We start from the raw sequence: 23411 nt of genomic DNA on the forward strand, positions 1-23411 counted from the left end.
CCCTCTAGCCGAAACAACCCCAAGGGGATCTAGACGTGCTGGACGTCAACTTCTTCGATGAGCTCCGCATTGGTCTCGCCACGGCCGACGACATCCGTCAGTGGTCGTACGGCGAGGTCAAGAAGCCGGAGACCATCAACTACCGGACGCTCAAGCCCGAGAAGGACGGCCTCTTCTGCGAGAAGATCTTCGGCCCGACCCGGGACTGGGAGTGCTACTGCGGCAAGTACAAGCGCGTCCGCTTCAAGGGCATCATCTGTGAGCGCTGCGGCGTCGAGGTGACCCGGGCGAAGGTGCGCCGCGAGCGGATGGGCCACATCGAGCTGGCCGCCCCGGTCACCCACATCTGGTACTTCAAGGGTGTTCCCTCGCGCCTCGGCTACCTGCTGGACCTGGCGCCGAAGGACCTCGAGAAGATCATCTACTTCGCGGCTTACGTCATCACCGGCGTGAACACGGAGCTGCGCCACAACGACCTGCCGACCCTCGAGAACGAGATCGGCGTCGAGCGCAAGAACCTCGAGACCAAGCGCGACGCGGACATCGAAGCCCGCGCGCAGAAGCTCGAAGCCGACCTGGCCGCGCTGGAGGCGGAGGGCGCCAAGTCCGACGTCCGCCGCAAGGTCAAGGAGGGCGGCGAGCGCGAGATGCGCCAGCTGCGCGACCGCGCCGGCCGCGAGCTGGACCGCCTCGAGGAGGTCTGGACGACCTTCACGAAGCTCGACACCCGCCAGCTGATCGCCGACGAGCTGCTCTACCGCGAGCTCGTCGACCGCTACGGCGAGTACTTCACCGGCGGCATGGGCGCGGAGGCCATCCAGAAGCTGGCCACCGAGTTCGACGTCAACGCCGAGGCCGAGAGCCTGCGCGACACCATCCGCAACGGCAAGGGGCAGAAGAAGCTCCGCGCGCTGAAGCGGCTCAAGGTCGTCGCGGCCTTCCAGGCCACCGGCAACGACCCGCGCGGCATGGTGCTCGACGCCGTCCCGGTGATCCCGCCGGACCTGCGCCCGATGGTGCAGCTGGACGGTGGCCGCTTCGCGACGTCGGACCTGAACGACCTGTACCGCCGGGTGATCAACCGGAACAACCGCCTCAAGCGGCTGATCGACCTCGGCGCGCCCGAGATCATCGTCAACAACGAGAAGCGGATGCTGCAGGAGGCCGTCGACGCGCTGTTCGACAACGGCCGCCGCGGGCGTCCGGTCACCGGCCCGGGCAACCGGCCGCTGAAGTCGCTGTCCGACCTCCTCAAGGGCAAGCAGGGCCGGTTCCGCCAGAACCTGCTCGGCAAGCGCGTCGACTACTCGGGCCGTTCGGTCATCATCGTCGGCCCGCAGCTGAAGCTGCACCAGTGCGGCCTGCCGAAGGACATGGCGCTCGAGCTGTTCAAGCCGTTCGTCATGAAGCGGCTGGTCGACCTGAACCACGCGCAGAACATCAAGTCCGCCAAGCGGATGGTGGAGCGCTCGCGGCCGCAGGTGTGGGACGTGCTGGAAGAGGTCATCACCGGCCACCCGGTGATGCTGAACCGCGCGCCGACGCTGCACCGCCTCGGCATCCAGGCCTTCGAGCCGCAGCTGGTCGAGGGCAAGGCCATCCAGCTGCACCCGCTGGTCTGCGAAGCGTTCAACGCGGACTTCGACGGTGACCAGATGGCGGTGCACCTGCCGCTGTCGGCCGAGGCGCAGGCCGAGGCCCGGATCCTGATGCTGTCGGCGAACAACATCCTGTCGCCGGCGTCGGGCCGTCCGCTCGCCATGCCGCGGCTGGACATGGTCACGGGTCTGTTCCACCTGACCCGGCTCACCGAGACGGCCGAGGGCGCGGGCAACGCGTACTCCTCGCCCGCCGAGGCGATCATGGCCTTCGACCGCAAGGCGCTGAGCCTGCACGCCCCGGTCAAGATCCGCATCACCGACCGGCAGCCGGCCAAGGCCGACGAGCCGAAGCTCGCGGAGAAGGGCTGGGAGCCGGGCAAGGCGTGGCTGGCCGAGACCACCCTGGGCCGCGTGCTGTTCAACGAGCTGCTGCCGGCGGACTACCCGTTCATCAACGAGCCGATGCCGAAGAAGCGGCAGGCCGCGATCGTGAACGACCTCGCCGAGCGGTACTCGATGACCCAGGTCGCGCAGACCCTGGACAAGCTGAAGGACGCCGGCTTCTACTGGGCGACCCGCTCGGGCGTCACCGTCGCCATCTCGGACGTGCTCACCCCGGTGGGCAAGAAGGCCATCCTCGACGAGTACGAGGGCAAGGCCTCCCAGGTGGAGAAGCGCTACCAGCGCGGTCAGCTGTCGCACGCCGAGCGCAACAACGAGCTCGTCAAGGTGTGGACGCAGGCCACCGAAGAGGTCCACAAGATCATGGAGACGGCGCTGCCGGACGACAACCCGATCGCCATGATCGTGAAGTCGGGCGCCGCCGGTAACATGACGCAGGTCCGGTCGCTGGCCGGGATGCGTGGTCTGGTGTCGAACCCGAAGGGTGAGTACATCCCGCGTCCGATCAAGGCCAACTTCCGTGAAGGCCTGTCGGTGGCGGAGTACTTCATCGCGACGCACGGTGCGCGGAAGGGCCTGGCGGACACCGCCCTGCGGACCGCCGACTCGGGTTACCTGACCCGGCGTCTGGTGGACGTCTCGCAGGACGTCATCGTCCGCGAGACCGACTGCGGCACCACCCGCGGCATCATGATGCCGATCGGCGAGGACATCGGCGACGGCAAGGTCCTGCGCGACCAGCACGTCGAGACCTCCGTGTACGCGCGGAACCTCGCGACGGACGCGGTGGACGCCAAGGGCAACGTCGTGCTGAACGCCGGCGACGACATCGGCGACCCGGCCATCGACAAGCTGCTCTCCAGCGGCATCTCGAAGGTCAAGGTCCGCTCGGTGCTGACCTGCGAGTCGGTCGTCGGTATCTGCGCGACCTGCTACGGCCGCTCGATGGCGACCGGTCTGCTCGTCGACGTCGGCGAGGCGGTGGGTATCGTCGCGGCCCAGTCGATCGGTGAGCCGGGCACGCAGCTGACGATGCGTACGTTCCACCAGGGTGGTGTGGCCGGTGACGACATCACGACCGGTCTGCCGCGTGTCCAGGAGCTGTTCGAGGCCCGCGTCCCGAAGGGCAAGGCGCCGATCGCCGACGTCGATGGCCGCGTGCGCATCGAGGAGAGCGAGCGGTTCTGGAAGATCACGCTGATCCCGGACGACGGTGGCGAAGAGATCGTCTTCGACAAGCTGTCCAAGCGGCAGCGGCTCGCGAACACCCCGAACGGCCCGCTGGGCGACGGTGACCACGTGCACGTCGGCCAGCAGCTGCTCGAAGGCACGCCGGACCCGCACGAGGTCCTGCGGGTCATGGGGCCGCGCGAGGCGCAGATCCACCTGGTGGACGAGGTCCAGAAGGTGTACCGCGCCCAGGGTGTGTCGATCCACGACAAGCACATCGAGGTCATCGTCCGGCAGATGCTGCGCCGGGTGACGATCATCGACTCCGGGGCCACGGACTTCCTGCCGGGCGAGCTGCCCGAGCGGACCAAGTTCGAGGCGACGAACCGGGCCGCGGTCGCCGAAGGCGGCGAGCCGGCTTCGGGCCGTCCGGTGCTGATGGGGATCACGAAGGCGTCGCTCACCACGGACTCGTGGCTGTCGGCGGCGTCGTTCCAGGAGACCACGCGAGTCCTGACCGACGCGGCGATCAACGGCCGCTCGGACAAGCTCGTGGGCCTCAAGGAGAACGTGATCATCGGTAAGCTGATCCCGGCCGGTACGGGCATCAACAAGTACCGCAACATCCAGGTGCAGCCGACCGAGGAGGCCCGGGTCGCGGCGTACGCGATCCCGTCCTACGACGACGGCTACTACACCCCGGACGTGTTCGGTACGGGTACCGGTGCCGCGGTTCCGCTGGACGACTACGACTTCGGCCGCGATTTCCGCTGAAGCTGATTCGACGAAAGGCCCCTGCCGGATTTCCGGCGGGGGCCTTTTCGTCGTTTCGCAATCGTCACCCCAACGGGCACCCGTTGTCGCTACAGTAACCCGGTTCACGCGGTTCGGGGGCTTTGCGCGTTTCCAACGGGTAATCAGGGGTGACTGTTCGTGAACACATCCAGAAAGGCGCGTTCCGTCGCGCGCGGATTCGCCGCGCTGACGGCAGCGGCGCTGTTGACCAGCGTGTTCGCCGGCCCGGCGGCCGCGGACCCGGCACCGGATTCCTCGGCGCCTGCCACGTCCGAAGCGCCGTCCACAGCGCCGACCACGTCGCCGTCCACGTCGCTTTCGACAGCGCCTTCCGAATCGGAAGCACCGGCGCCGGGCTCCACCCAGCCGGCGCCCGCGCAGCCGCAGGACGACCCCGTGCCGCAGCCGGACCTCGACGTTTCGTTCGACCTCGCCGAGTCGTACCCGACCAATGCGGACGTCCACTTCGCCATCAGGATCCACAACCCGCGCAGTGTGCCGGTCGAGGGCCTGCAGATCGCCCAGTTCTTCGACAGGCCGGACGACGTCGTGGTCCCCTTCATCGACGGGTGGGGGCCGCTCAGCGGGAAGCCCGGCGTGACGCTGCAGCCGGGGGAGACCTTCACGCAGCCGGTCGTCGGGCAGCTCAAGGACATCAGCCAGGACCACGCGGACCTGCGCGGCTTCGTGTTCGACAAGGACGGTCACGGTGTCGCGCCGAGCTTCAACCTGCCGATCAAGCTCGCGAAGACACCCGCGCACCCGACCGGCGTCGTGTACGGCGACGCGAACGGCAACGGCAAGCTCGACGCCGGCGAGGAGCTGACGGGCATCACGCTCACCCTCCGGTACAGCAACCTCACCTACCGGGCCACGAGCGGCGAGGGCGGCCGGTTCGACTTCGGGGAGATCCCGGCGGCCGAGTACTTCCTCGACGGTGATGTCGTCGACGGCTGGCTGTTCCCGTTCCGGAGCGTCCAGGTCGGCCCGGACACCGAGCTCACCGTCCGCGGCGCGCTGCCGCTGAACGGCGCGCTCACGGCGTCGATGAAGTTCACCCAGGACAGCTACAAGGTCGGCGAACCCGCGCACGTCACGGTGACCCTGGCCAACTCCGGGCGGCTCCCGCTCGCCGGCGTCGTGGCCGAGTGCAACCGCATCGGCGACCCCTACATCCTCAGCGGCCGCACCCCGGGCTGGGGCGACCTCGCCGGGGACGGGGTGACGATCCCCGCCGGGGAGACCCGCGTGCTCGACGTCTTCGAGGACGTCCCGCAGGCCGCGTTCAACCGCGGGATCGTCGTGGCCTCCTGCGACTTCGGCTACCGCGAGGTCGACCTCGACAACCACGCGCAAGCCCACGCGCAGGCGGCCGTCCCGGGCGCCAAGGCCGTGGTCGAAGGTGACATCGGCGTCTTCGACGGCCAGGGCCAGGTGAAGCAGGGTCTTGCCGGCGTCAAGGTCGTCCTGGTGTCCGATCAGCACTGCCCCGTCGCCGGCGAGCGCACGACCGACGCGAAGGGCCACTTCGAGTTCCTCGACGTCACACCGGGTCCCCAGTACCAGCTGTACCTCGTGCCACCGGCGGGCTGGAAGGTCAAGTACGAGAACCCGGTGCGGATCGACGTCTGGGGCCCGCCGGAGAACCACCACGTGTGGCGGATCGACGCCGAGGAGGGCGACGCAGCGGCCCCGGCGATCCCGGCCAACCCGGCGGACTGCACCGCGGGCACCCCGGCACCGCCGGCCGCACCCGGCGGCACCGGCGGCGGCCAGAGCAGCGGCTCGGGCCTGGCCAGCACGGGCGTCGACGCGCTCGGCCTCGGCGCGCTCGCCCTGACCGCCCTCGCACTGGGCGGCGCCCTGCTGGCCGGCGCCCGCCGCCGCCGTCGCGCGGCCTGACGTCCGGAGCGCAAGCGCCCCCGGTCCACTGTGGACCGGGGGCGCTTTTTCAGTGCAGGCTGCCGCGCGACACGGGGGCTCCGGCCGCCCGGAGGAAGTCGTCCGGCGCGCGGTACCCGGTGATCACCCCGGTCTCTTCGAGCCGCCGGACCCGCTCGGCGACCGCCGGTCCGACCGGCCGATCCGCCGCTCGTGACGGGCGGTAGCCGGGCCGTTGTCGGCAAATCTCTCGTCCCGGCCGGCGCGGGCAGCCGCACAAGATGGGCCGTGGCTGACTCTGTGCCCTTCACGGACAACTTCTCGGACCTCTCGAACACGCAGGGGTACCAGTTCGAGTTCCGGTGCGAACGCTGCGGCAACGGCTTCCGTTCCGCCTTCCAGCGCGACAACGTCGAGACCGGCCGGAGCGTGCTCCGCGCGGTCGGCTCGTTCTTCGGCGGGACGCTGCGCGACCTGAGCAACTCGGCCGACCAGTGGCGCTACGACCGCGCGACGAACTCGCCGGCCAAGGACAAGGCCCTGGCGGCGGCGGTCCAGGAGATCACCCCGAGCTTCCGCCAGTGCCGCGGCTGCGGTGACTGGATGTGCGAGTCGCAGTGCTGGAACGACGAGATCGGCCAGTGCCTGCGCTGCTCGCCGAGCGTCGCCGAGGAGATCTCCCGCGCCCAGGCGTCCGCCCAGCGCGACCAGATCTGGGACAAGGCCCGCGAGAAGGACTGGACGTCCGGCCTCGACATCGACACCCGCGCGAAGGTGACGTGCCCGGGCTGCGGCCTGAAGGCCGACGGCGGCAAGTTCTGCTCTTCGTGCGGCACTTCGCTGGCCCTGAAGGTCGCCTGCGGCGGCTGTGGGAGCGAAAGCAACAAGCCGGGCGCGCTGTTCTGCTCGGACTGCGGCACCAAGCTCTGAGCGAAGTTCCCGGCACTTCATAACGAATCCATAACTCGCAGCCCCGGCGTTCAGGCGCCGGGGCTGCGCCGTTGTGACCAACCGTGACACCGCCGGTTGGTCTAGCGCACTTGCTCACCCGTTCGGCGCAGCGGGCCGCGTCAAATCGGCCCACTTCGTGGGAGATTAACCCTTTCGGGTCGGTTCCCATTCTTTGATCACGGCTGGACCCTTCGTCCGGTTGGCGCCAGTATCCCGTCCTGGTCGGCTGACGTCAGCTTTCCGTTGTGTCCCAACGGTTTCCGTCCGCGATGAAGAACAGGAGAACCATGCGACCAACTCCGTTGCGCCCGGGCCGGTGGCGAAAGGTGGTGACCGGCGCCGCCGCACTCGCCCTCGCGGCCGGCGCGGTCACGTACACCGGTTCGGCCACCGGCGCCTACGCCGACGTCCAGACCGTCACCGACGCGAAGACCGCGTCCGACGGCAAGCAGTACTGGGTGCAGAACCACCTGGTGACGAAGGACCTCGCGCGTGCGGAAAGCGGCACGCGCAAGAAGTGGCTGCTCGTCTGGGCCGGTGACGAGAACATCGCCGACACGCTGGTGAAGGACGTCAAGAACCTGCCGGGCACGCTCGGCGGCGGCCTGAACAAGCTCAAGAACGCCCTGCCCGGCCCGGACTTCCTCGCCGTGATCGACGCGACGCAGGGCTCGCCGACGTACGGCAAGGTCGTCAACACCGCCACGGTCGGCCCGCTGGTCGAGAACGAGCCGCACCACATGCAGTACGTGTGGCACAAGGGCGACACGATCTACGCCGGCGCGTTGTTCGCCGCCGCGACCTACGCCTTCGACGTCAGCGCGCTGCCGCAGCTGAAGCTCAAGGGCGTCAGCCTGCCGACGAACACCCTCGGCGGCAGCGTCCCGGACGCCTACTGGGTGCTCAAGGACGGCACCGCGTACGGCACGTACATGGGCGGCCCGGTCGCGCCCGGCCCGCACTCGTACGCCGACGGCTCCACCCAGATCGGCAACGGCTTCGCGGGCAGCCCCGGCGAGGTCGTCCACTTCGGACAGAACGCGCAGGTGCTTTCGGAGTCCCCGGCGGCCACGCCGCAGGGCGACAACGCCAAGCTCTGCGACAACCTGCCGCAGCTGGGCAAACCGACCTGCGCCAACCCGCACGGCATCCAGGCCCGCGAGGACCTGAACACGCTCGTCACGAGCGACTACGCCGAGCCGCGCAACATCATCCTCGACCCGGTGAAGCAGCCGTCGCCGTACCTGCGCCGGCCGACCGTGCGGACCTGGGACATCTCCGACCGCAACCACCCGAAGCTGAGGGCGGTGTCGTACCTGCAGGACGGCCCGCGCGCCGATCCGGCCGACCCGCTGCACGCCGAGAGCCGGGCGGTCATGGAGACGACCGTGACGAACCTGCCCGGCCACAAGGGCGCGTTCGCCCAGACCATGCAGGGCGGCGCGGTGTTCTACACGCCGGACATCACCGCGGCCGAGCCGCACTGGATCGAGGTGTTCGACGACGGCACCGCCAACAAGGCGATCTACGCGAACAACGACTCGAACGGCGCCAGCTCCAACGGCGGCTGGATCCAGACGAGCCCGGACGACAAGTACCTCTACCGCGCGATCGTCGGGCGGCAGAAGGGCACCCTCTCGGCCGACGACCCCGGCACCACCGGCGGCGTCTACGTCCTCGACATCCAAAAGCTGGTCAACGCCGGCGACCGGATCGAGGACATCGAGGGCCGGGTCGACACGAAGGCGAAGGCGCAGCAGGGCGGGGGCGGCGACCTGCCGACCGTCGTCGGCGCGGCCCCGATCAACCCGGGCACGCCGGGCGCGGGCCCGCACTGGGGCGCCTACGACAACCTCACGCTGGGCGACGACGGCTTCTACCACGAAACCACGTCGCCGCAGCACCTCGCGGTGTCGAACTACTTCGTCGCGCGGTCCGGGCTCGACGGTGACCACAAGGTCAACCTGCTGAACCTCGGGCCGGACGGGAAGGTCACGGTCGACCAGGACTTCCGGGACGAGTTCACCGGCCAGGTCGGCATCAACTTCAACCGCAAGTCGTGGCCGCACGGGGACTTCGGCAACGCCAAGCCGCACTCCGAGCTGTTCGTGGCCGCGGACGCGGACGTGAGGTAGGCACGATGGACCACCACCACGACCCGGGGACCGGATCGTCCACAGTGGACCTGCTCGCGCTCGGGCTCCGGCTGGCGCTGCTGCTGGCCACGGCGTTCCTCGCGGGCGGCGGGCTGCTGCGGCCGCTCGTGGGTGAGCTGACGCGCCCGCGGAAGCTCACGCTGTCCGGCCTCGGCGGGCTGTCCGCGCTGCTCGCCGTCGTGTCGGCGTTCGCGGTCGACGTCAACGTCGTCGCGCTCGCTGTGCACGTCGTGCTCGCGATGGCCGTGCCGCTCCTGCTGCGGTGGCCGCGGGCCGGGCGCTGGGCGTCGGTCGCGTTGCTGGCGCTGGTCGTCCTCGAAACCTCGCTCGGCGGCACGGGCGTCGGCTTCGCGCTCGACTCGGTGTTCGTCGCCGCGACGGCCGTGTGGTTCGGCTTCGCGCTGTTCGGTCCGGTGTCGACCTCGGCCGTCCGGCCGGGACCGCTGGCGATCACCCTCGGCGGGTTGTTCGTCGTCGCCGGGGCGGTGCGGTTCGGGTTGTCCGGGCTCGGGTTCGACCGGCGGCTGGGCACGACGGTCTTCGGGTTCGTGGTGGTGGCCGTGGTGGTCCTGCCCGTGGTGGTGAGCGGGCTCGCGGTCGTGCTGCGGGCCCGCGCCTACCGCCTCGGCGCGGCCGCCGTCGCGCTCGCGTTCGGCGCCTGGAGCGCCCTCGGCGCGGTCCCGGTGCCGCCGCCGCTGCCCGTGCCGGGCGTGCCGCTGCTGGCCGACGAGCCCGGGTTCCCGGTGCTGGTCAGCCCGCAACGGCCGGGGCACAACGTCGTGCACTTCCCGGCGAGCGCGGGCGGCGACCTCGCCGCCGGCGTCCGCGGCGGCCTGATCACCCAGGCCGTCGCGCGACCCGGCGCCGAGGGCACCTGGGCCGACGTCGACCTCCCGCCCGGTCGCAGCGAGCTGGAGATCCACCGCGGCGGCACGACGGCCGTCGTCGAGGTCGACGCGGGCACCGCGCCCGGGCCGCCGATCGACGGCGCGGACGCGCCGGAATGCGCGGCGGCGGCGCTCGGCGGCCTGGTCGCCGGCCGCGCCGACGTGCTGACCGCGTGCCCGGCCGACGCGCTCGCCCCGGAGGACGGGGGAGCGCTGGTCAAGCTGGTGGAGTTCCTCGCCGCCCGGAAGCCGGCCGCGCTCACGCTGGTGTCGGACGACTCGCCGCGCGGTGTCGCGGCGGCGAAGCTGGTGCGGGAAGCCGCGGCGCGGACCGGCTTGGCCGTCCGGCCGGACGCCGGTCCCGACACCGCGCTCGTCGTCGTCTCCGGCTGGAGCGCCGGGTACCTGGCGATGACGCGGGCGGCCGAGCTGCAGCGCCTGCAGCCCACCCACCAGTACGGGCTGTACCTGGCGCCGTGGCTGCTGAACGGGCCGATCGTCAACGCCGTGGCGAGCGCGTCCCTGCCGCTGCGGTTCGACCCCCGCGAAGCCACCGCGGTCGGGTACGCCGTGGCGGTCGGCAACCGCTTCGGCGGCGAAAGCCCGACCCTCGGCGGTTTCCGCAGCTGGCTCGGCGCGGGCGGGGCCGCGGGCGACGTCCAGATCTTCGCCGCGGCCCAGGTCAACGCCATGCCGATGTACCCCACCGAACCCCACGCCACCGGAATGGTGATGGACCGCGACTACGCGGGCCAGTGGGTCCCCGACGGAACCATCGTGCCGATCACGTCGGTTCTCCGCTGAAAAAACCCTTCAGAGGAAAGGAAAGCGCATGAAGCGTCTAGCTGCCCGCGTGCTGCTGCCGCTGGCCGCGGCGACGGCGTTCACCGGCCTGGCCGGCGGCGTCGCCGGTGCGGACCCGGTCCAGGGCCCGGTCTGGCTCGTCCCCGGCGTCGACCTCGGCAGCGTGCTCGGCCCGCTCGGCCAGCCGGTCGGCCTGCTCGCTCCCGTCTTCGGCCTCATCACCGCGGTTTCCTGAAAGGTGCCTGCCATGAAGAAGAACCTCGTCCGCGCGACCGCTGCCGCGGTCCTCGCCGGAGCGGCCCTGTTCGGCGCGGCGGCCCCCGCCCTGGCCGACACCCCGGGTGTCGTGGTGGTCGACGAGCCGGACACGAGCGGCCTGAACAACATCTGGACGTTCGCCCCGCTCGGCGTCCCGGTGCTCGGCCTGATCCAGTCGATCAACGGCGTGCCGGGCAAGATCCTGCCCTCCTTCTGATCCCCGCGGCGGCCCCTCCGCGCGAGGGGCCGCCACCTCTTCCCTGGGAGTCCCCGTGAACCGGCAGCTGCTGGGCAGGCTCGCCATCGCGCTCATCGCCATCGCGGCGGTGACCGCGGGCATCTTCATCCTCGGTGACGACGGGCCGCCGCCGCAGTCGCCGGTGGTCGCGGTGGTCGGCGAGCCGTCGCCGTCGTCGGTACCGCCGCGCACGATCCTCGCCACGGCGACCTACACCTCGGCCCCGCCGGCGCCTTCGGGCTACCAGGTGACGTACGAGCTGACGGGCTCCGGCACGGCGACGGTCGTCTACGACAGCAACGGCCTCGGCCTGGTCCACCAGGAACTCGACGTCCGCCTGCCGTGGCGGAAGGAGCTTTCCTGGGCGGCACCCGGTTCGGTCCAGCTGCTCGGCCAGGGCAGCGGCGCGGTCGGATGCCGCATCTCCCTGGCCGGCCGGGTGGTGACGGCGCAGAAGTCGGCCCCGGGCGAAGTGGCCGCGTGCACGGGACGCCTCGGCTGAGCCGCCGTCCGGCGGATCCGCGCGGTCCCGGGCACCATGAACGCATGACGCCCGTCACGAAACGCCTCACGGTGATCGCCGTCGTGCTGATCACCGCGGGCGCCGTCCTGCTGGCCGTCGGGGCGATCGGCTTCCGGGCCACGTCGGACCAACCCGACGCCAACATCGGCGCGGGGTTCGCCCTCCTCGCCGGGCCCTACGTCGTCGGCCTCGGTCTGGTCTTCGCGTTGTCGGCCGGCCTGACCCACCTCACGACGCGCCGCCGCTGACGTTCCACAGCGTGGCGGGCAGGTGATCGGCCAGGTCGGCGAGGTACCGGGCCTCCGCGACGACGTTCTCCCGCGTCGCGCAACCCGCTCCCCAGGTCCGCGCGGCGCCGTTCTCGACGACGACCTCCCGCTGCCCGAACCGCGGGTTCGCCGCCAGCCACCGCGCCAGCTCGCCGTCGAGCGGCGAGCCCGGGGGCAGCGTCGGCATCGACACCGGCCGGCCCGGGACGATCCGCAGCTGCGGGCCCGGCGGCACGCGCACCTGCGTGACGTGCAGGTCCCGGAAGTACGTGTGGTCGTCGAAGTGCCGGTAGGACTCCCGCGTGTCGATCGCGAGCACCGGCCGGTCGCCGAGGCGGAACTCGGCCCAGGGATCGCTCGGCGGTCCCGTCAGCGGTCGCCCGGTGGGGTGAACCACGCCGAAGGTGGGGCAGCCACCGCCGTCGCCGCTGCCGAACGTGCCGCCCCGCTCCGCGGCGAACGCCCGGAACCAGTGACCCGCGCGGCCCGCGGCGGCCCGCCGCTGCGACCGCCACCAGATCGCGCCGGCCACCGCGGCCACGACCACCAGGACACCGATCGTGAAGAGCGTCTGCATCGTCAGAAGTCCAGCTCTTCGCGGGTCTCTTCGACGGACTGGTCGCGGCCCGTCCCGTCGTAGTCGCTCGCCTTCTTCGCGTTCTTCACGTGGCTGGTGAGCTTGCCGAGGTGGTCGTTCACCGTCTTGGCCGGGTGGTCGCCGGGGGCGGCCGGGTTGTAGCCGAGGATGCCCTTGACCGCCGCTTCGCTGCCCTTCTTCAGCGCCTCGGTGGCGCCGGCCTTCAGCATCGTCTTCCGGTAGTCGACCTTGCCGGCCGCGTCGAGGACCGGGTTCTCGAACGCCTTCGCCCAGCGCTTGCCGATCAGGCCCTGGTCGCCGGCGGCCTTCTGGAGGAGGTCCTTGCCCTCGTTCTCTTCCGCGATCTTCGTCAGCGACTTGCCCAGCGTCGTCGAGGCGAACTTCTGCTGCAGCTTCCGGAGCCAGTCGAGCACCTTCTGCAGGAGCTCGCGCAGCTTGTTCACCTTCTGCGTGGTCTTGGCGGTCGTCTGGGCCGCCTTGACCTCGGTGACCGGCGCGGCGGCGGACAGCGAGGCCCCGCACGTCGGCACCGCGGCGGCCAGCGCCGGCACCCACAGCAGGATCAGCCAGGTCACGAACTCCGTGAGGATGGCTTTGATCAGGTCTTCGGCGAAGCTCATCAACATGCTGTTCAGCTGCAGCATCCGGGCGAGGTCGCCGGACTTGCCCGCGACGCCCTCGATGCCGTGCGCGAACTCGCCGAGCGCGGCCTTCGCCGCGTTGCTCGCGTCGCCCTCCCAGTCCTTCAGCGAAGCGTCGGCGACCTCGGCGAAGTTCTTCGCCAGCTCGTCGAGCCCGGTCGCGATCGCGCCGAAGTTCTCCGCCGCGACGCTCAGCGCGGGCCCGTCGCCGCTGACGAAGTGGATCGCGTCCTGGATCGGCTGAACGGCGTTGACCAGGAAGTTCAGCCCCTGCCCGACCAGCCAGCCGAGCGGGTCGGTCGCGATGTCGGTGATGGTGGCGGAGCTGGACTGGATGAAGCTCGCGGTGTCGGTGGCGATCGTGCCCAGTGCGAGGGTGATGTCCGCGCCGTCGGGGTGCGGCGCGAAGACGGCCTTCGTCACCGAGACCGCGTCCTTGCCGACGGCGACGGCGCCGCCCACGAACGGCGTCGCCTTGACCGCGTTGCCGACGTTGACGCCGAGCACGGTCTCCGGGTCTTCGGACTTGACGGTGATCCTGCTCGCGACGTCTTCGACCTCGGCCATGCGTTCCCCCTCAGTGCTTTCCCGGCCCGTCGAGCAGGGTCTCGACCTGGCCGAAGAAGGTCTTGTGGTCGTCTTCGACGCCTTGGTAGACGTTCGCCGCGTCGGTCAGCTTCGCCTGCGCCGAGGCGAGCCCGTCCGCGATCGACGCCAGCAGGGACTGCAGTTCGCGCAGGGTGTCGTCGTAGCCGCCCTTGGTGAAGACGCCGACCACGCCCCACGACTTGCCGCCGACGTCCGACTGGGCCACCTGCTCGGTGAGCTTCGCGCCCTGTTCACGGTATTTGCCCAGGTCACTGACGTACTCGTGCAGTGCGTCGACCTGGACGCGGTAACCGCCGCCCATCAGTCCACCTCGTCGAACAGGGAGCGCAGGAAGCGGTCACCCGCCGACGGGCCCGCCGCGGGCGGCGCCGGCGGCGGTTCGGCCGGGCGCAGCACCCGCTGCTCCGAGAAGTCCTCGGCCTGCGGCTGGTCTCCCGGCAGCTTCGACCGCAGTTCTTCGACGGTGGTTCCGAACGCCACGGCCTGCGTTTCGAGGACCTGGTCGACGAGGCCGAGGTCGTTGCCCATGTGCGCCTCGACGAGCACGGCCTGCCGTCGCGCCGCCTCGCCGACGGCCTCCCGCAGGGTGGCGAGCAGCGTGGCCGAGAGGGCCTGCGGCCCCTTGGCGAGCGCGGCCTCGGTGAACCGGACGTCCAGGACGGCCCCGCCGGGCCCGGTGACGACGGTGACACCCCCGTCCGCCGACGCGGCGCTCGCCCGCAGCTCGGTCAGCTCCTGCCGCATCGCCCCGAGCCCGCCGAACCGCTCGTCGGCGCTGCGGATGCCCGCCTGGAACCGCTCGAACTCGGCCACCAGGTGCTCGAACTCGCCCGACATGCGCCCGCCTTCCCGTTTCGGAGGACACCCATCGTGACCCCCCGACCGCACTGTGACGCACGGAACGGCCGATCCGATCCCACTGCATCACCCGACCGGGTAATGGGTAGGTTTCCGCCGGAGAGGGAAGCAGGGGACGAAGCGCGAGGAGTGTGTGATGACCAGCACCGAAGGGGCCGGAGGCCCCGCCGAAGAACCGAAGTCGACGGGCAGCCACGCGGCCCCGGAGGGTGCGGGAGTGCACCCGCTGATCGACCTGTCCCGGGACCCGAACCCGGGCAAGCCGGACCACGCCAAGCCGGACGAGGACTGAGGGAGAGGGGCGGCCGCCGCAGCAGGGGCGGCGGCCGCTCACCGGGCTGGCTTCGGCGGGATGACCGGGCGTTGCGCCCGGCGCCTGCCTGGCCCGCGGTCGCCCAGGTGAGGCACTGAAACCGCCGGCCGGGCTCGCCCGGCGCGGACGGGGGAGTGCCCGAGGTCGGCTGAGCCCGCCCAGCCCATCAGGTAATGCCGTGGCCGATGCAGCCCGCCCAGCCGCAGGTGGAAGCCCGCGGCCCGTCGAGTGACACGTGAACGCCGCCGTCGGCCGAGCCCCTGGCCCGCGCCGGGTTGGCTCCGGCGCCGGCCCAACCCGGGGAGCCCGCCGCTGGCCGAGCCTCCGGTCAGCCCGGGTTGGCCCCGCCGCCGGACCATCCGAGAGCCCGCCACTGGCCAAGCCCCGGCATGGCCCCGCCGCCAGCCCACCCGAGAGCGCCCGCCGCCGGTCAAGCCGCCGCCGGTCAAGCCACCGCCGGCCCAGGCCGGGAATGCCCCGCCACCTCCCCGCGTTGACTACGTCAGCGAACCCCGCCCCTGGCGGCCCGGACCACCGTGACCGGCCGCCGACCCGAGGCGTGGGAATGTCCCGCAGCGCGGGGGCGTTGAGAGGTACGCTGGAGGTTCGTCGACCTACAGACCCCCCGCCGCGCTCCTCCCGGACCCGGGCGGGTATCTTTGGAGACCGTGCCCGGCATGCGTCGGGCCGCTCCGCGTGCCGTGCGCATGGGCGGGGTGCTCAGGCACCCGGTCACCGGCTTCGGCAGGTCGGGGTTCCGACGGAAATCCCTCCGGGAAGTTACCGGTCGCGAGACCGTGACGCGGGCCGACACGCCCGACCGCGGGGGCCGGTGAAGACACGAAGAAGCAGATCACGACAGGAAGCTGGTCCATTGCCCACGATCCAGCAGCTGGTCCGCAAGGGCCGCCAGGACAAGGCTGCCAAGCAGAAGACGGCGGCCCTCAAGGGGAGCCCGCAGCGGCGCGGCGTGTGCACTCGCGTGTACACCACGACCCCCAAGAAGCCGAACTCGGCGCTGCGCAAGGTCGCGCGTGTGAAGCTGACCAGCGGCATCGAGGTCACCGCCTACATCCCCGGTGAGGGCCACAACCTCCAGGAGCACTCGATGGTGCTCGTGCGCGGTGGTCGTGTGAAGGACCTTCCGGGTGTCCGTTACAAGATCATCCGCGGTTCGCTCGACACCCAGGGTGTCAAGAACCGCAAGCAGGCGCGCAGCCGGTACGGCGCGAAGAAGGAGAAGAGCTAATGCCCCGCAAGGGTCCGGCCCCGAAGCGGCCGCTGATCTCCGACCCCGTCTACGCCTCCCCGCTGGTCACCCAGCTGGTGAACAAGGTGCTGAAGGACGGGAAGCGGTCCCTGGCCGAGCGCATCGTGTACGGCGCGCTCGAAGGCGCTCGCGAGAAGACCGGCACCGACCCGGTCGTCACGCTGAAGCGCGCCCTCGACAACGTGAAGCCCACCATCGAGGTGAAGAGCCGCCGCGTCGGTGGTGCCACCTACCAGGTGCCGATCGAGGTCAAGCCGGGCCGCTCCACCACGCTGGCGCTGCGCTGGCTGGTCTCCTTCTCGCAGGCCCGCCGCGAGAAGACGATGATCGAGCGCCTGCAGAACGAACTGCTGGACGCTTCCAACGGCCTCGGTGCCTCCGTGAAGCGTCGCGAAGACACGCACAAGATGGCCGAGTCCAACCGGGCCTTCGCGCACTACCGCTGGTGATCACCGCCCGGCTGTCGACCAAGCCATGCCGGGCCCCAAGCTTGAGAACAGGGGAACAGTCTCGTGGCACGTGAAGTGCTGACCGACCTCAACAAGGTCCGCAACATCGGCATCATGGCGCACATCGACGCCGGCAAGACCACCACCACCGAGCGGATCCTGTTCTACACCGGGGTCAACTACAAGATCGGTGAAGTCCACGACGGCGCCGCCACCATGGACTGGATGGAGGAGGAGCAGAAGCGGGGTATCACCATCACCTCGGCTGCCACCACCACCTTCTGGGACGACCACCAGATCAACATCATCGACACCCCCGGGCACGTTGACTTCACCGTCGAGGTGGAGCGCAACCTGCGGGTGCTCGACGGCGCGGTCGCGGTCTTCGACGGCAAGGAAGGCGTCGAGCCGCAGTCGGAGCAGGTCTGGCGGCAGGCGGACAAGTACGACGTCCCGCGCATCTGCTTCGTCAACAAGATGGACAAGCTGGGCGCGGACTTCTACTACACCGTGAAGACCATCGTGGACCGCCTCGGCGTGCGCCCGCTGGTCATCCAGCTGCCGATCGGCGCCGAGAACGACTTCGAAGGCGTCGTCGACCTGGTCCGCATGAAGGCGCTGACCTGGCGCGGCGAGGTCCAGAAGGGCGAGGACTACTCGATCGAGGACATCCCGGCCGACCTGGCCGAGAAGGCCGCCGAGTACCGCGAGAAGCTCGTCGAGACCGTCGCCGAGGCGGACGACGCGCTGATGGAGAAGTTCCTCGAGGGTGAGGAGCTGACGGAGGCCGAGATCAAGGCCGGCATCCGGAAGCTCACCATCAGCAGCCAGGTCTTCCCGGTGCTGGCCGGTTCCGCGTTCAAGAACAAGGGCGTGCAGCCCATGCTCGACGCGGTCATCGACTACCTGCCGACCCCGCTGGACGTCCCGGCCGTCGAGGGCCTGCTGCCCGACGGCGAGACCGTGGCGACCCGCAAGGCGTCGGTCGACGAGCCGTTCGCCGCGCTCGCGTTCAAGATCGCCGCGCACCCGTTCTTCGGCAAGCTGACCTACATCCGGGTGTACTCGGGCAAGGTCGCCGCCGGGGCGCAGGTCGTCAACGCGACCAAGGAGCGCAAGGAGCGCATCGGGAAGATCTTCCAGATGCACTCCAACAAGGAGAACCCGGTCGACGACGCCCAGGTCGGCCACATCTACGCGGTCATCGGGCTGAAGGACACCACCACGGGTGACACCCTGGCGGACCCGCAGAACCCGATCGTGCTGGAGTCGATGACGTTCCCCGAGCCGGTCATCCGGGTCGCGATCGAACCGAAGACGAAGGCCGACCAGGAGAAGCTGTCCCTGGCGATCCAGAAGCTGGCCGAAGAGGACCCGACGTTCCAGGTGAAGCTGGACGAGGACACCGGCCAGACGATCATCGCGGGCATGGGCGAGCTGCACCTCGAGGTGCTGGTGAACCGGATGAAGTCCGACTACAAGGTCGAGGCGAACATCGGCAAGCCGCAGGTCGCCTACCGTGAGACGATCAAGAAGACGGTCGACAAGCTCGACTACGTCCACAAGAAGCAGACCGGTGGTTCCGGCCAGTTCGCGAAGGTCATCGTGAAGCTGGAGCCGCTCGAGCGCACCGACGGCGCGCTCTACGAGTTCGACAACAAGGTGACCGGTGGTCGCGTGCCGCGGGAGTACATCCCGTCGGTGGACGCGGGCGCGCAGGACGCGATGCAGTACGGCGTCCTGGCCGGCTACCCGCTCGTCGGGTTGAAGTTCACCCTGTTGGACGGTGCTTACCACGAGGTCGACTCTTCGGAGATGGCGTTCAAGATCGCCGGTTCCATGGCGATGAAGGAAGCCGCGAAGAAGGCCGGCCCGGTGATCCTGGAGCCGATGATGGCGGTCGAGGTGACCACGCCCGAGGACTACATGGGTGACGTCATCGGTGACCTCAACTCCCGCCGTGGTCAGATCCAGGCCATGGAGGAGCGTGCGGGCATCCGCGTCGTGAAGGCGCTGGTCCCGCTGTCGGAGATGTTCGGCTACGTCGGTGACCTCCGGTCCCGCACCCAGGGCCGGGCGAACTACTCCATGTTGTTCGACTCCTACGCCGAGGTTCCCGCGAACGTCGCGAAGGAAATCATCGCGAAGGCGACGGGGGAATAACTCCCCCCGGCGCTCGCGGGCATTAGGGACTCTCCTGAACGTCCGCAGCACCGACGAAGGAACAATCGTGGGGCGGCAGCCACGCCGCCCCACGAGCACAAAGCGAAATCAGTCCAGGAGGACATTCCAGTGGCGAAGGCGAAATTCGAGCGGACCAAGCCGCACGTCAACATCGGCACCATCGGTCACGTTGACCACGGCAAGACGACTCTGACCGCGGCCATCACCAAGGTGCTGCACGACAAGTACCCGGAGCTGAACGAGTCGCGGGCGTTCGACCAGATCGACAACGCGCCGGAAGAGAAGCAGCGCGGCATCACGATCAACATCTCGCACGTCGAGTACCAGACCGAGAAGCGTCACTACGCGCACGTCGACGCCCCCGGTCACGCGGACTACATCAAGAACATGATCACCGGTGCCGCCCAGATGGACGGCGCGATCCTGGTCGTGGCCGCCACCGACGGCCCGATGCCGCAGACCCGTGAGCACGTGCTGCTCGCCCGCCAGGTCGGCGTGCCCTACATCGTGGTCGCGCTGAACAAGGCCGACATGGTCGACGACGAGGAGATCCTCGAGCTCGTCGAGCTGGAGGTCCGCGAGCTGCTGTCCTCGCAGGAGTTCCCGGGCGACGACGCGCCGGTCGTGCGCGTTTCCGGCCTGAAGGCCCTCGAGGGCGACGAGAAGTGGTCCGAGGCCGTTCTCGAGCTGATGAGCGCCGTCGACGACAACGTGCCGGACCCGGTGCGTGAGCTCGACAAGCCGTTCCTGATGCCGATCGAGGACGTCTTCACCATCACCGGTCGTGGCACCGTGGTGACCGGTCGCGTCGAGCGCGGCCAGATCAACGTCAACGAAGAGGTCGAGATCGTGGGTATCCGCGAGAAGTCGACCAAGACCACCGTCACCGGTGTCGAGATGTTCCGCAAGCTGCTCGACTCGGGCCAGGCGGGCGACAACGTCGGCCTGCTGGTCCGCGGTATCAAGCGCGAGGACGTCGAGCGCGGCCAGGTCGTCGTGAAGCCGGGCACCACCACCCCGCACACCGACTTCGAGGGCCGGGTCTACATCCTGTCGAAGGACGAGGGTGGCCGTCACACCCCGTTCTTCAACAACTACCGCCCGCAGTTCTACTTCCGCACCACCGACGTGACCGGCGTCGTGACCCTCCCCGAGGGCACCGAGATGGTCATGCCGGGCGACAACACCGACATCTCGGTCCAGCTGATCCAGCCGGTCGCGATGGACGAGGGTCTGCGCTTCGCCATCCGCGAGGGTGGCCGGACCGTCGGCGCGGGCCAGGTCACGAAGATCATCAAGTGACGTAGGCGCCCTGCGTCCGGGTAATACACCCCCGGGTGCAGGGCGTCAACTCACGTGTGCGACACTATTTTGGTTGCTCGTCCTGGGGCGGCCGATCCCTTTGGGGTCCGGCCGCCTCGGTGCGAGTGGCCACGGTCCGCGGAGCTCTTCCCTACGGGTGAGGCGAGCGGGCAAAGGCAGTGAGACGGCCACGCTTGCGAAGGCCCAGCCGGCTCATGGCCTCCTCACGTTGAGGAAGACCAGGCAAGACGACGATCCCGCGGGATCCGTCTGTGCGTCGGGCGCGACACGCCCGACCGCGTGGACCGGGGACAAGGCCGTTGAACTGCGGAAACCCAGGCTCAGGGTGGAAACACCCGGCGGGGTTTGTGAGATAGCGGCACGAGACGACAAGGAACGAGCAGCCACCATGGCGGGACAGAAGATCCGCATCCGGCTCAAGGCCTACGACCACGAGGCGATCGACACCTCGGCGCGCAAGATCGTGGAGACGGTCACGCGCACCGGCGCCCGGGTTGTCGGGCCGGTGCCGCTGCCCACCGAGAAGAACGTTTACTGCGTCATCCGCTCGCCGCACAAGTACAAGGACTCGCGCGAGCACTTCGAGATGCGCACGCACAAGCGTCTGATCGACATCCTCGACCCGACGCCGAAGACGGTCGACGCGCTCATGCGCATCGACCTGCCGGCGAGCGTCGACGTCAACATCCAGTAAGCGTTGGGCGAGCGGCGGAGATAAGAGACTCATGTCTGACAGGCAGATGAAGGGCATCCTGGGCACCAAGCTCGGCATGACCCAGGTCTTCGACGAGCAGAACCGGGTTGTCCCGGTCACTGTCGTGAAGGCCGGTCCGAACGTGGTCACCCAGGTTCGGACCCAGGAAAAGGACGGCTACAAGGCCGTGCAGCTGGCGTTCGGCGCGGTCGACCCGCGCAAGGTGAACAAGCCGCGCACGGGCCACTTCGACAAGGCGGGCGTGACCCCGCGCCGGTTCCTCGCCGAGCTGCGCACTACCGACGCCGAGACCTACGAGGTCGGCCAGGAGATCACCGCCGAGGTGTTCGCTGCCGGCGTCGAGGTCGACGTGACCGGGACCAGCAAGGGCAAGGGCTACGCGGGTGTCATGAAGCGCCACGGCTTCAAGGGCCAGGGCGCGAGCCACGGTGCCCAGGCCGTGCACCGCAAGCCGGGTTCGATCGGTGGCTGCGCCACCCCCGGCCGCGTCTTCAAGGGCCTGCGCATGGCGGGCCGGATGGGCAACGACCGGGTCACCACGCAGAACCTGACCGTGCACGCCGTGCGTGCCGACGACGGCCTGCTGCTGATCAAGGGCGCCGTGCCCGGTCCCAAGGGCGGCGTGCTGTTCGTTCGCAGCGCCGCGAAGGGTGGTAACTCCGAATGACAAGCGTCGAGCTGAAGACCCCGGCCGGTAAAGCCGACGGCACCGTGGACCTCCCCGAGGAGATCTTCGACGTGCAGGCCAATGTCGCGCTGATGCACCAGGTGGTGGTGGCCCAGCAGGCCGCCGCGCGCCAGGGCACGCACGACACGAAGACCCGTGGCGAAGTTCGCGGTGGCGGCAAGAAGCCGTACCGGCAGAAGGGCACCGGCCGTGCCCGCCAGGGTTCGACCCGCGCGCCGCAGTTCGCCGGCGGTGGCGTCGTGCACGGCCCCACGCCGCGCGACTACACCCAGCGCACCCCGAAGAAGATGAAGGCCGCCGCCCTGCGTGGCGCCCTCTCCGACCGGGCCCGCGCCGGCCAGCTGCACGTCGTCACCGAGCTGGTGACCGGCGAGAAGCCGTCGACCAAGGCCGCCAAGACCGCCCTCGCCGCCGTCACGGCCGCGAAGCGCGTGCTCGTGGTGCTGGACCGGGCCGACGAGCTGAGCTGGGTTTCCCTGCGGAACCTGCCCGAGGTGCACATCCTCTGGGCCGACCAGCTCAACACCTACGACGTGCTGGTCAACGACGACGTCGTGTTCACCAAGGCCGCGTACGACGCGTTCGTCGCCGGCCCCGTCCGCGGCAAGTCCGTCAAGGCTTCCGCGCGGTCGGGCGAGGTCACGGAAGGGAGTGACGAGAAGTGAGTTCGGTCGCCATTCCGGACCCCCGCGACATCCTGCTCGCGCCGGTCATCTCCGAGAAGTCCTACGGGCTGCTCGAGGACCACAAGTACACGTTCATCGTCCGCCCGGACGCCAACAAGACCCAGATCAAGATCGCGGTCGAGAAGGTGTTCGGCGTCAAGGTGGTCAGCGTCAACACGGCCAACCGCCAGGGCAAGCGGAAGCGGACTCGCGCGGGCTTCGGCAAGCGCAAGGACACCAAGCGCGCCATCGTGACTCTTTCGCCCGAGAGCAAGGCGATCGAGATCTTCGGCGGACCCACCGCGTAAAGGACTGAGCTGACAATGGGCATCCGCAAGTACAAGCCGACGACCCCCGGTCGTCGCGGTTCGAGCGTCTCGGACTTCGCCGAGATCACCCGCTCCACCCCGGAGAAGTCGCTGCTTCGTCCGCTGAGCGGTTCGGGCGGTCGCAACTCGTCCGGCAAGATCACCACCCGGCACAAGGGTGGCGGCCACAAGCGCGCTTACCGCGTCATCGACTTCCGTCGCAATGACAAGGACGGCATCCCTGCCAAGGTCGCGCACATCGAGTACGACCCCAACCGGTCCGCTCGCATCGCGCTGCTGCACTACGCCGACGGCGAGAAGCGCTACATCATCGCGCCGGAGAAGCTGAAGCAGGGCGACACCGTCGAGAACGGCCCCCGGGCCGACATCAAGCCGGGCAACAACCTGCCGCTGCGCAACATCCCGGTCGGCACCGTGATCCACGCGATCGAGCTCCGCCCCGGCGGCGGCGCGAAGATGGCGCGGTCCGCCGGCGCGAAGGTGCAGCTCGTCGCCAAGGACGGTCCGTACGCCCAGCTGCGTCTCCCCTCGGGTGAGATCCGCAACGTGGACGTGCGCAACCGCGCCACGGTCGGCGAGGTCGGCAACTCCGAGCACGCCAACATCAACTGGGGCAAGGCCGGCCGCAACCGCTGGCGCGGCAAGCGCCCCACGGTCCGCGGTGTCGTCATGAACCCGGTCGACCACCCGCACGGTGGTGGTGAGGGCAAGACCTCCGGTGGTCGCCACCCGGTCAACCCGAACGGTAAGCCCGAGGGCCGCACGCGTCGCCGCAAGGCGTCCGACGCCCTCATCGTCCGCCGCCGGCGTACCGGCAAGAACAAGCGCTGAGCA

Annotated in this window: 24 protein-coding genes and 1 pseudogene; 19 read left to right on the forward strand and 6 right to left on the reverse strand. The window is 69.8% G+C overall.

What is annotated here, in order from left to right; genetic code table 11:
* Window positions 1-35 precede the first annotated feature (35 nt).
* Window positions 36-3947, forward strand: a complete 3912-nt coding sequence (locus tag ACLJPY_RS38940) for a DNA-directed RNA polymerase subunit beta' (protein WP_410595996.1) — start codon at window positions 36-38, stop codon at window positions 3945-3947.
* A 143-nt stretch (window positions 3948-4090) separates the two neighbouring features.
* Here ACLJPY_RS38940 and ACLJPY_RS38945 read toward each other — a convergent pair whose 3' ends face one another.
* Window positions 4091-4279 (reverse strand): hypothetical protein, encoded by a 189-nt coding sequence (locus tag ACLJPY_RS38945; protein ID WP_410595997.1) that lies wholly within the window; start codon window positions 4277-4279, stop codon window positions 4091-4093.
* Window positions 4280-4364: 85 nt separating this feature from the next.
* Here ACLJPY_RS38945 and ACLJPY_RS38950 point away from each other — a divergent pair, with 85 nt between their 5' ends.
* Entirely contained in the window at window positions 4365-5870 is a 1506-nt protein-coding gene (locus ACLJPY_RS38950; protein WP_410595998.1) for a hypothetical protein, read from the forward strand.
* A gap of 70 nt (window positions 5871-5940) precedes the next feature.
* Here ACLJPY_RS38950 and ACLJPY_RS38955 read toward each other — a convergent pair.
* A pseudogene (locus ACLJPY_RS38955) lies at window positions 5941-6039 on the reverse strand (Lrp/AsnC family transcriptional regulator); the annotation flags it as partial.
* Between the two features lie 98 nt (window positions 6040-6137).
* Between ACLJPY_RS38955 and ACLJPY_RS38960 the strand changes: the two are divergent.
* The 7 genes from ACLJPY_RS38960 (at window position 6138) to ACLJPY_RS38990 (ending at window position 11914) form a co-directional block, all read left to right on the forward strand.
* The gene (locus ACLJPY_RS38960) at window positions 6138-6779 is read left to right on the forward strand and encodes a zinc ribbon domain-containing protein (RefSeq protein WP_410595999.1); all 642 of its coding nucleotides are present in this window, start codon (window positions 6138-6140) and stop codon (window positions 6777-6779) included.
* Between the two features lie 308 nt (window positions 6780-7087).
* The gene (locus ACLJPY_RS38965) at window positions 7088-8935 is read left to right on the forward strand and encodes a hypothetical protein (protein WP_410596000.1); all 1848 of its coding nucleotides are present in this window, start codon (window positions 7088-7090) and stop codon (window positions 8933-8935) included.
* Between the two features lie 5 nt (window positions 8936-8940).
* On the forward strand, window positions 8941-10647 hold the full coding sequence (locus ACLJPY_RS38970) for a hypothetical protein (protein WP_410596001.1): 1707 nt from the start codon (window positions 8941-8943) through the stop codon (window positions 10645-10647).
* A gap of 28 nt (window positions 10648-10675) precedes the next feature.
* The gene (locus ACLJPY_RS38975) at window positions 10676-10882 is read left to right on the forward strand and encodes a hypothetical protein (protein ID WP_410596002.1); all 207 of its coding nucleotides are present in this window, start codon (window positions 10676-10678) and stop codon (window positions 10880-10882) included.
* Between the two features lie 12 nt (window positions 10883-10894).
* Window positions 10895-11122, forward strand: coding sequence for a hypothetical protein (locus ACLJPY_RS38980; protein ID WP_410596003.1), 228 nt, complete (start codon window positions 10895-10897; stop codon window positions 11120-11122).
* 55 nt (window positions 11123-11177) lie between these two features.
* Window positions 11178-11645 (forward strand): hypothetical protein, encoded by a 468-nt coding sequence (locus ACLJPY_RS38985; RefSeq protein WP_410596004.1) that lies wholly within the window; start codon window positions 11178-11180, stop codon window positions 11643-11645.
* A 44-nt stretch (window positions 11646-11689) separates the two neighbouring features.
* Entirely contained in the window at window positions 11690-11914 is a 225-nt protein-coding gene (locus tag ACLJPY_RS38990) for a hypothetical protein (RefSeq protein ID WP_103350700.1), read from the forward strand.
* Here the strand turns inward: ACLJPY_RS38990 and ACLJPY_RS38995 are convergent.
* The 4 genes from ACLJPY_RS38995 to ACLJPY_RS39010 are packed head-to-tail and all read right to left on the reverse strand — an operon-like array spanning window position 11895 to window position 14620.
* On the reverse strand, window positions 11895-12512 hold the full coding sequence (locus tag ACLJPY_RS38995; protein ID WP_410596005.1) for a hypothetical protein: 618 nt from the start codon (window positions 12510-12512) through the stop codon (window positions 11895-11897). The two genes, ACLJPY_RS38990 and ACLJPY_RS38995, sit on opposite strands and share 20 nt — an antisense overlap.
* A gap of 2 nt (window positions 12513-12514) precedes the next feature.
* Entirely contained in the window at window positions 12515-13741 is a 1227-nt protein-coding gene (locus ACLJPY_RS39000) for a hypothetical protein (protein ID WP_410596006.1), read from the reverse strand.
* A 10-nt stretch (window positions 13742-13751) separates the two neighbouring features.
* A complete protein-coding gene (locus ACLJPY_RS39005) occupies window positions 13752-14084 on the reverse strand; it encodes an ESX-1 secretion-associated protein (protein ID WP_410596007.1) in 333 nt (110 codons plus the stop codon).
* The gene (locus tag ACLJPY_RS39010) at window positions 14084-14620 is read right to left on the reverse strand and encodes a YbaB/EbfC family nucleoid-associated protein (protein WP_410596008.1); all 537 of its coding nucleotides are present in this window, start codon (window positions 14618-14620) and stop codon (window positions 14084-14086) included. The genes ACLJPY_RS39005 and ACLJPY_RS39010 overlap by 1 nt, the downstream gene beginning before the upstream one ends.
* A 157-nt stretch (window positions 14621-14777) precedes the next feature.
* Here ACLJPY_RS39010 and ACLJPY_RS39015 point away from each other — a divergent pair, with 157 nt between their 5' ends.
* The 10 genes from ACLJPY_RS39015 (at window position 14778) to rplB (ending at window position 23408) form a co-directional block, all read left to right on the forward strand.
* A complete protein-coding gene (locus ACLJPY_RS39015) occupies window positions 14778-14933 on the forward strand; it encodes a hypothetical protein (protein WP_003102117.1) in 156 nt (51 codons plus the stop codon).
* 895 nt (window positions 14934-15828) lie between these two features.
* A complete protein-coding gene (gene rpsL, locus ACLJPY_RS39020; RefSeq protein WP_003102113.1) occupies window positions 15829-16203 on the forward strand; it encodes a 30S ribosomal protein S12 in 375 nt (124 codons plus the stop codon).
* On the forward strand, window positions 16203-16673 hold the full coding sequence (gene rpsG, locus ACLJPY_RS39025; protein ID WP_003102106.1) for a 30S ribosomal protein S7: 471 nt from the start codon (window positions 16203-16205) through the stop codon (window positions 16671-16673). Before rpsL ends, rpsG begins: the two co-directional genes overlap by 1 nt.
* A gap of 63 nt (window positions 16674-16736) precedes the next feature.
* Entirely contained in the window at window positions 16737-18836 is a 2100-nt protein-coding gene (gene fusA, locus ACLJPY_RS39030) for an elongation factor G (RefSeq protein ID WP_410596009.1), read from the forward strand.
* A gap of 129 nt (window positions 18837-18965) precedes the next feature.
* Window positions 18966-20159, forward strand: a complete 1194-nt coding sequence (gene tuf, locus ACLJPY_RS39035) for an elongation factor Tu (protein ID WP_043781921.1) — start codon at window positions 18966-18968, stop codon at window positions 20157-20159.
* A gap of 409 nt (window positions 20160-20568) precedes the next feature.
* Window positions 20569-20874, forward strand: coding sequence for a 30S ribosomal protein S10 (gene rpsJ, locus ACLJPY_RS39040; RefSeq protein WP_003102098.1), 306 nt, complete (start codon window positions 20569-20571; stop codon window positions 20872-20874).
* Window positions 20875-20905: 31 nt separating this feature from the next.
* A complete protein-coding gene (rplC, locus tag ACLJPY_RS39045; RefSeq protein ID WP_043781926.1) occupies window positions 20906-21562 on the forward strand; it encodes a 50S ribosomal protein L3 in 657 nt (218 codons plus the stop codon).
* Window positions 21559-22248, forward strand: a complete 690-nt coding sequence (gene rplD, locus ACLJPY_RS39050) for a 50S ribosomal protein L4 (protein ID WP_410596010.1) — start codon at window positions 21559-21561, stop codon at window positions 22246-22248. The genes rplC and rplD overlap by 4 nt, the downstream gene beginning before the upstream one ends.
* A complete protein-coding gene (gene rplW / locus ACLJPY_RS39055; protein ID WP_003102087.1) occupies window positions 22245-22556 on the forward strand; it encodes a 50S ribosomal protein L23 in 312 nt (103 codons plus the stop codon). Before rplD ends, rplW begins: the two co-directional genes overlap by 4 nt.
* 15 nt (window positions 22557-22571) lie before the next feature.
* The gene (rplB, locus tag ACLJPY_RS39060; protein ID WP_003102084.1) at window positions 22572-23408 is read left to right on the forward strand and encodes a 50S ribosomal protein L2; all 837 of its coding nucleotides are present in this window, start codon (window positions 22572-22574) and stop codon (window positions 23406-23408) included.
* Window positions 23409-23411 lie beyond the last annotated feature (3 nt).

It is taken from the genome of Amycolatopsis sp. lyj-23 (assembly GCF_046549135.1).
GTDB lineage: Bacteria > Actinomycetota > Actinomycetes > Mycobacteriales > Pseudonocardiaceae > Amycolatopsis.

Coding starts and splice junctions, on each gene's coding strand:
- ACLJPY_RS38965 (WP_410596000.1), top strand. CDS start 7,088: ATGCGACCAACTCCGTTGCGCCCGGGCCGGTGGCGAAAGGTGGTGACC.
- ACLJPY_RS38970 (WP_410596001.1), top strand. CDS start 8,941: ATGGACCACCACCACGACCCGGGGACCGGATCGTCCACAGTGGACCTG.
- ACLJPY_RS38975 (WP_410596002.1), top strand. CDS start 10,676: ATGAAGCGTCTAGCTGCCCGCGTGCTGCTGCCGCTGGCCGCGGCGACG.
- ACLJPY_RS38980 (WP_410596003.1), top strand. CDS start 10,895: ATGAAGAAGAACCTCGTCCGCGCGACCGCTGCCGCGGTCCTCGCCGGA.
- ACLJPY_RS38990 (WP_103350700.1), top strand. CDS start 11,690: ATGACGCCCGTCACGAAACGCCTCACGGTGATCGCCGTCGTGCTGATC.
- ACLJPY_RS38995 (WP_410596005.1), bottom strand. CDS start 12,512: ATGCAGACGCTCTTCACGATCGGTGTCCTGGTGGTCGTGGCCGCGGTG.
- ACLJPY_RS39000 (WP_410596006.1), bottom strand. CDS start 13,741: ATGGCCGAGGTCGAAGACGTCGCGAGCAGGATCACCGTCAAGTCCGAA.
- ACLJPY_RS39005 (WP_410596007.1), bottom strand. CDS start 14,084: ATGGGCGGCGGTTACCGCGTCCAGGTCGACGCACTGCACGAGTACGTC.
- ACLJPY_RS39010 (WP_410596008.1), bottom strand. CDS start 14,620: ATGTCGGGCGAGTTCGAGCACCTGGTGGCCGAGTTCGAGCGGTTCCAG.
- ACLJPY_RS39015 (WP_003102117.1), top strand. CDS start 14,778: ATGACCAGCACCGAAGGGGCCGGAGGCCCCGCCGAAGAACCGAAGTCG.
- rpsG (WP_003102106.1), top strand. CDS start 16,203: ATGCCCCGCAAGGGTCCGGCCCCGAAGCGGCCGCTGATCTCCGACCCC.
- rpsJ (WP_003102098.1), top strand. CDS start 20,569: ATGGCGGGACAGAAGATCCGCATCCGGCTCAAGGCCTACGACCACGAG.
- rplC (WP_043781926.1), top strand. CDS start 20,906: ATGTCTGACAGGCAGATGAAGGGCATCCTGGGCACCAAGCTCGGCATG.
- rplD (WP_410596010.1), top strand. CDS start 21,559: ATGACAAGCGTCGAGCTGAAGACCCCGGCCGGTAAAGCCGACGGCACC.
- rplB (WP_003102084.1), top strand. CDS start 22,572: ATGGGCATCCGCAAGTACAAGCCGACGACCCCCGGTCGTCGCGGTTCG.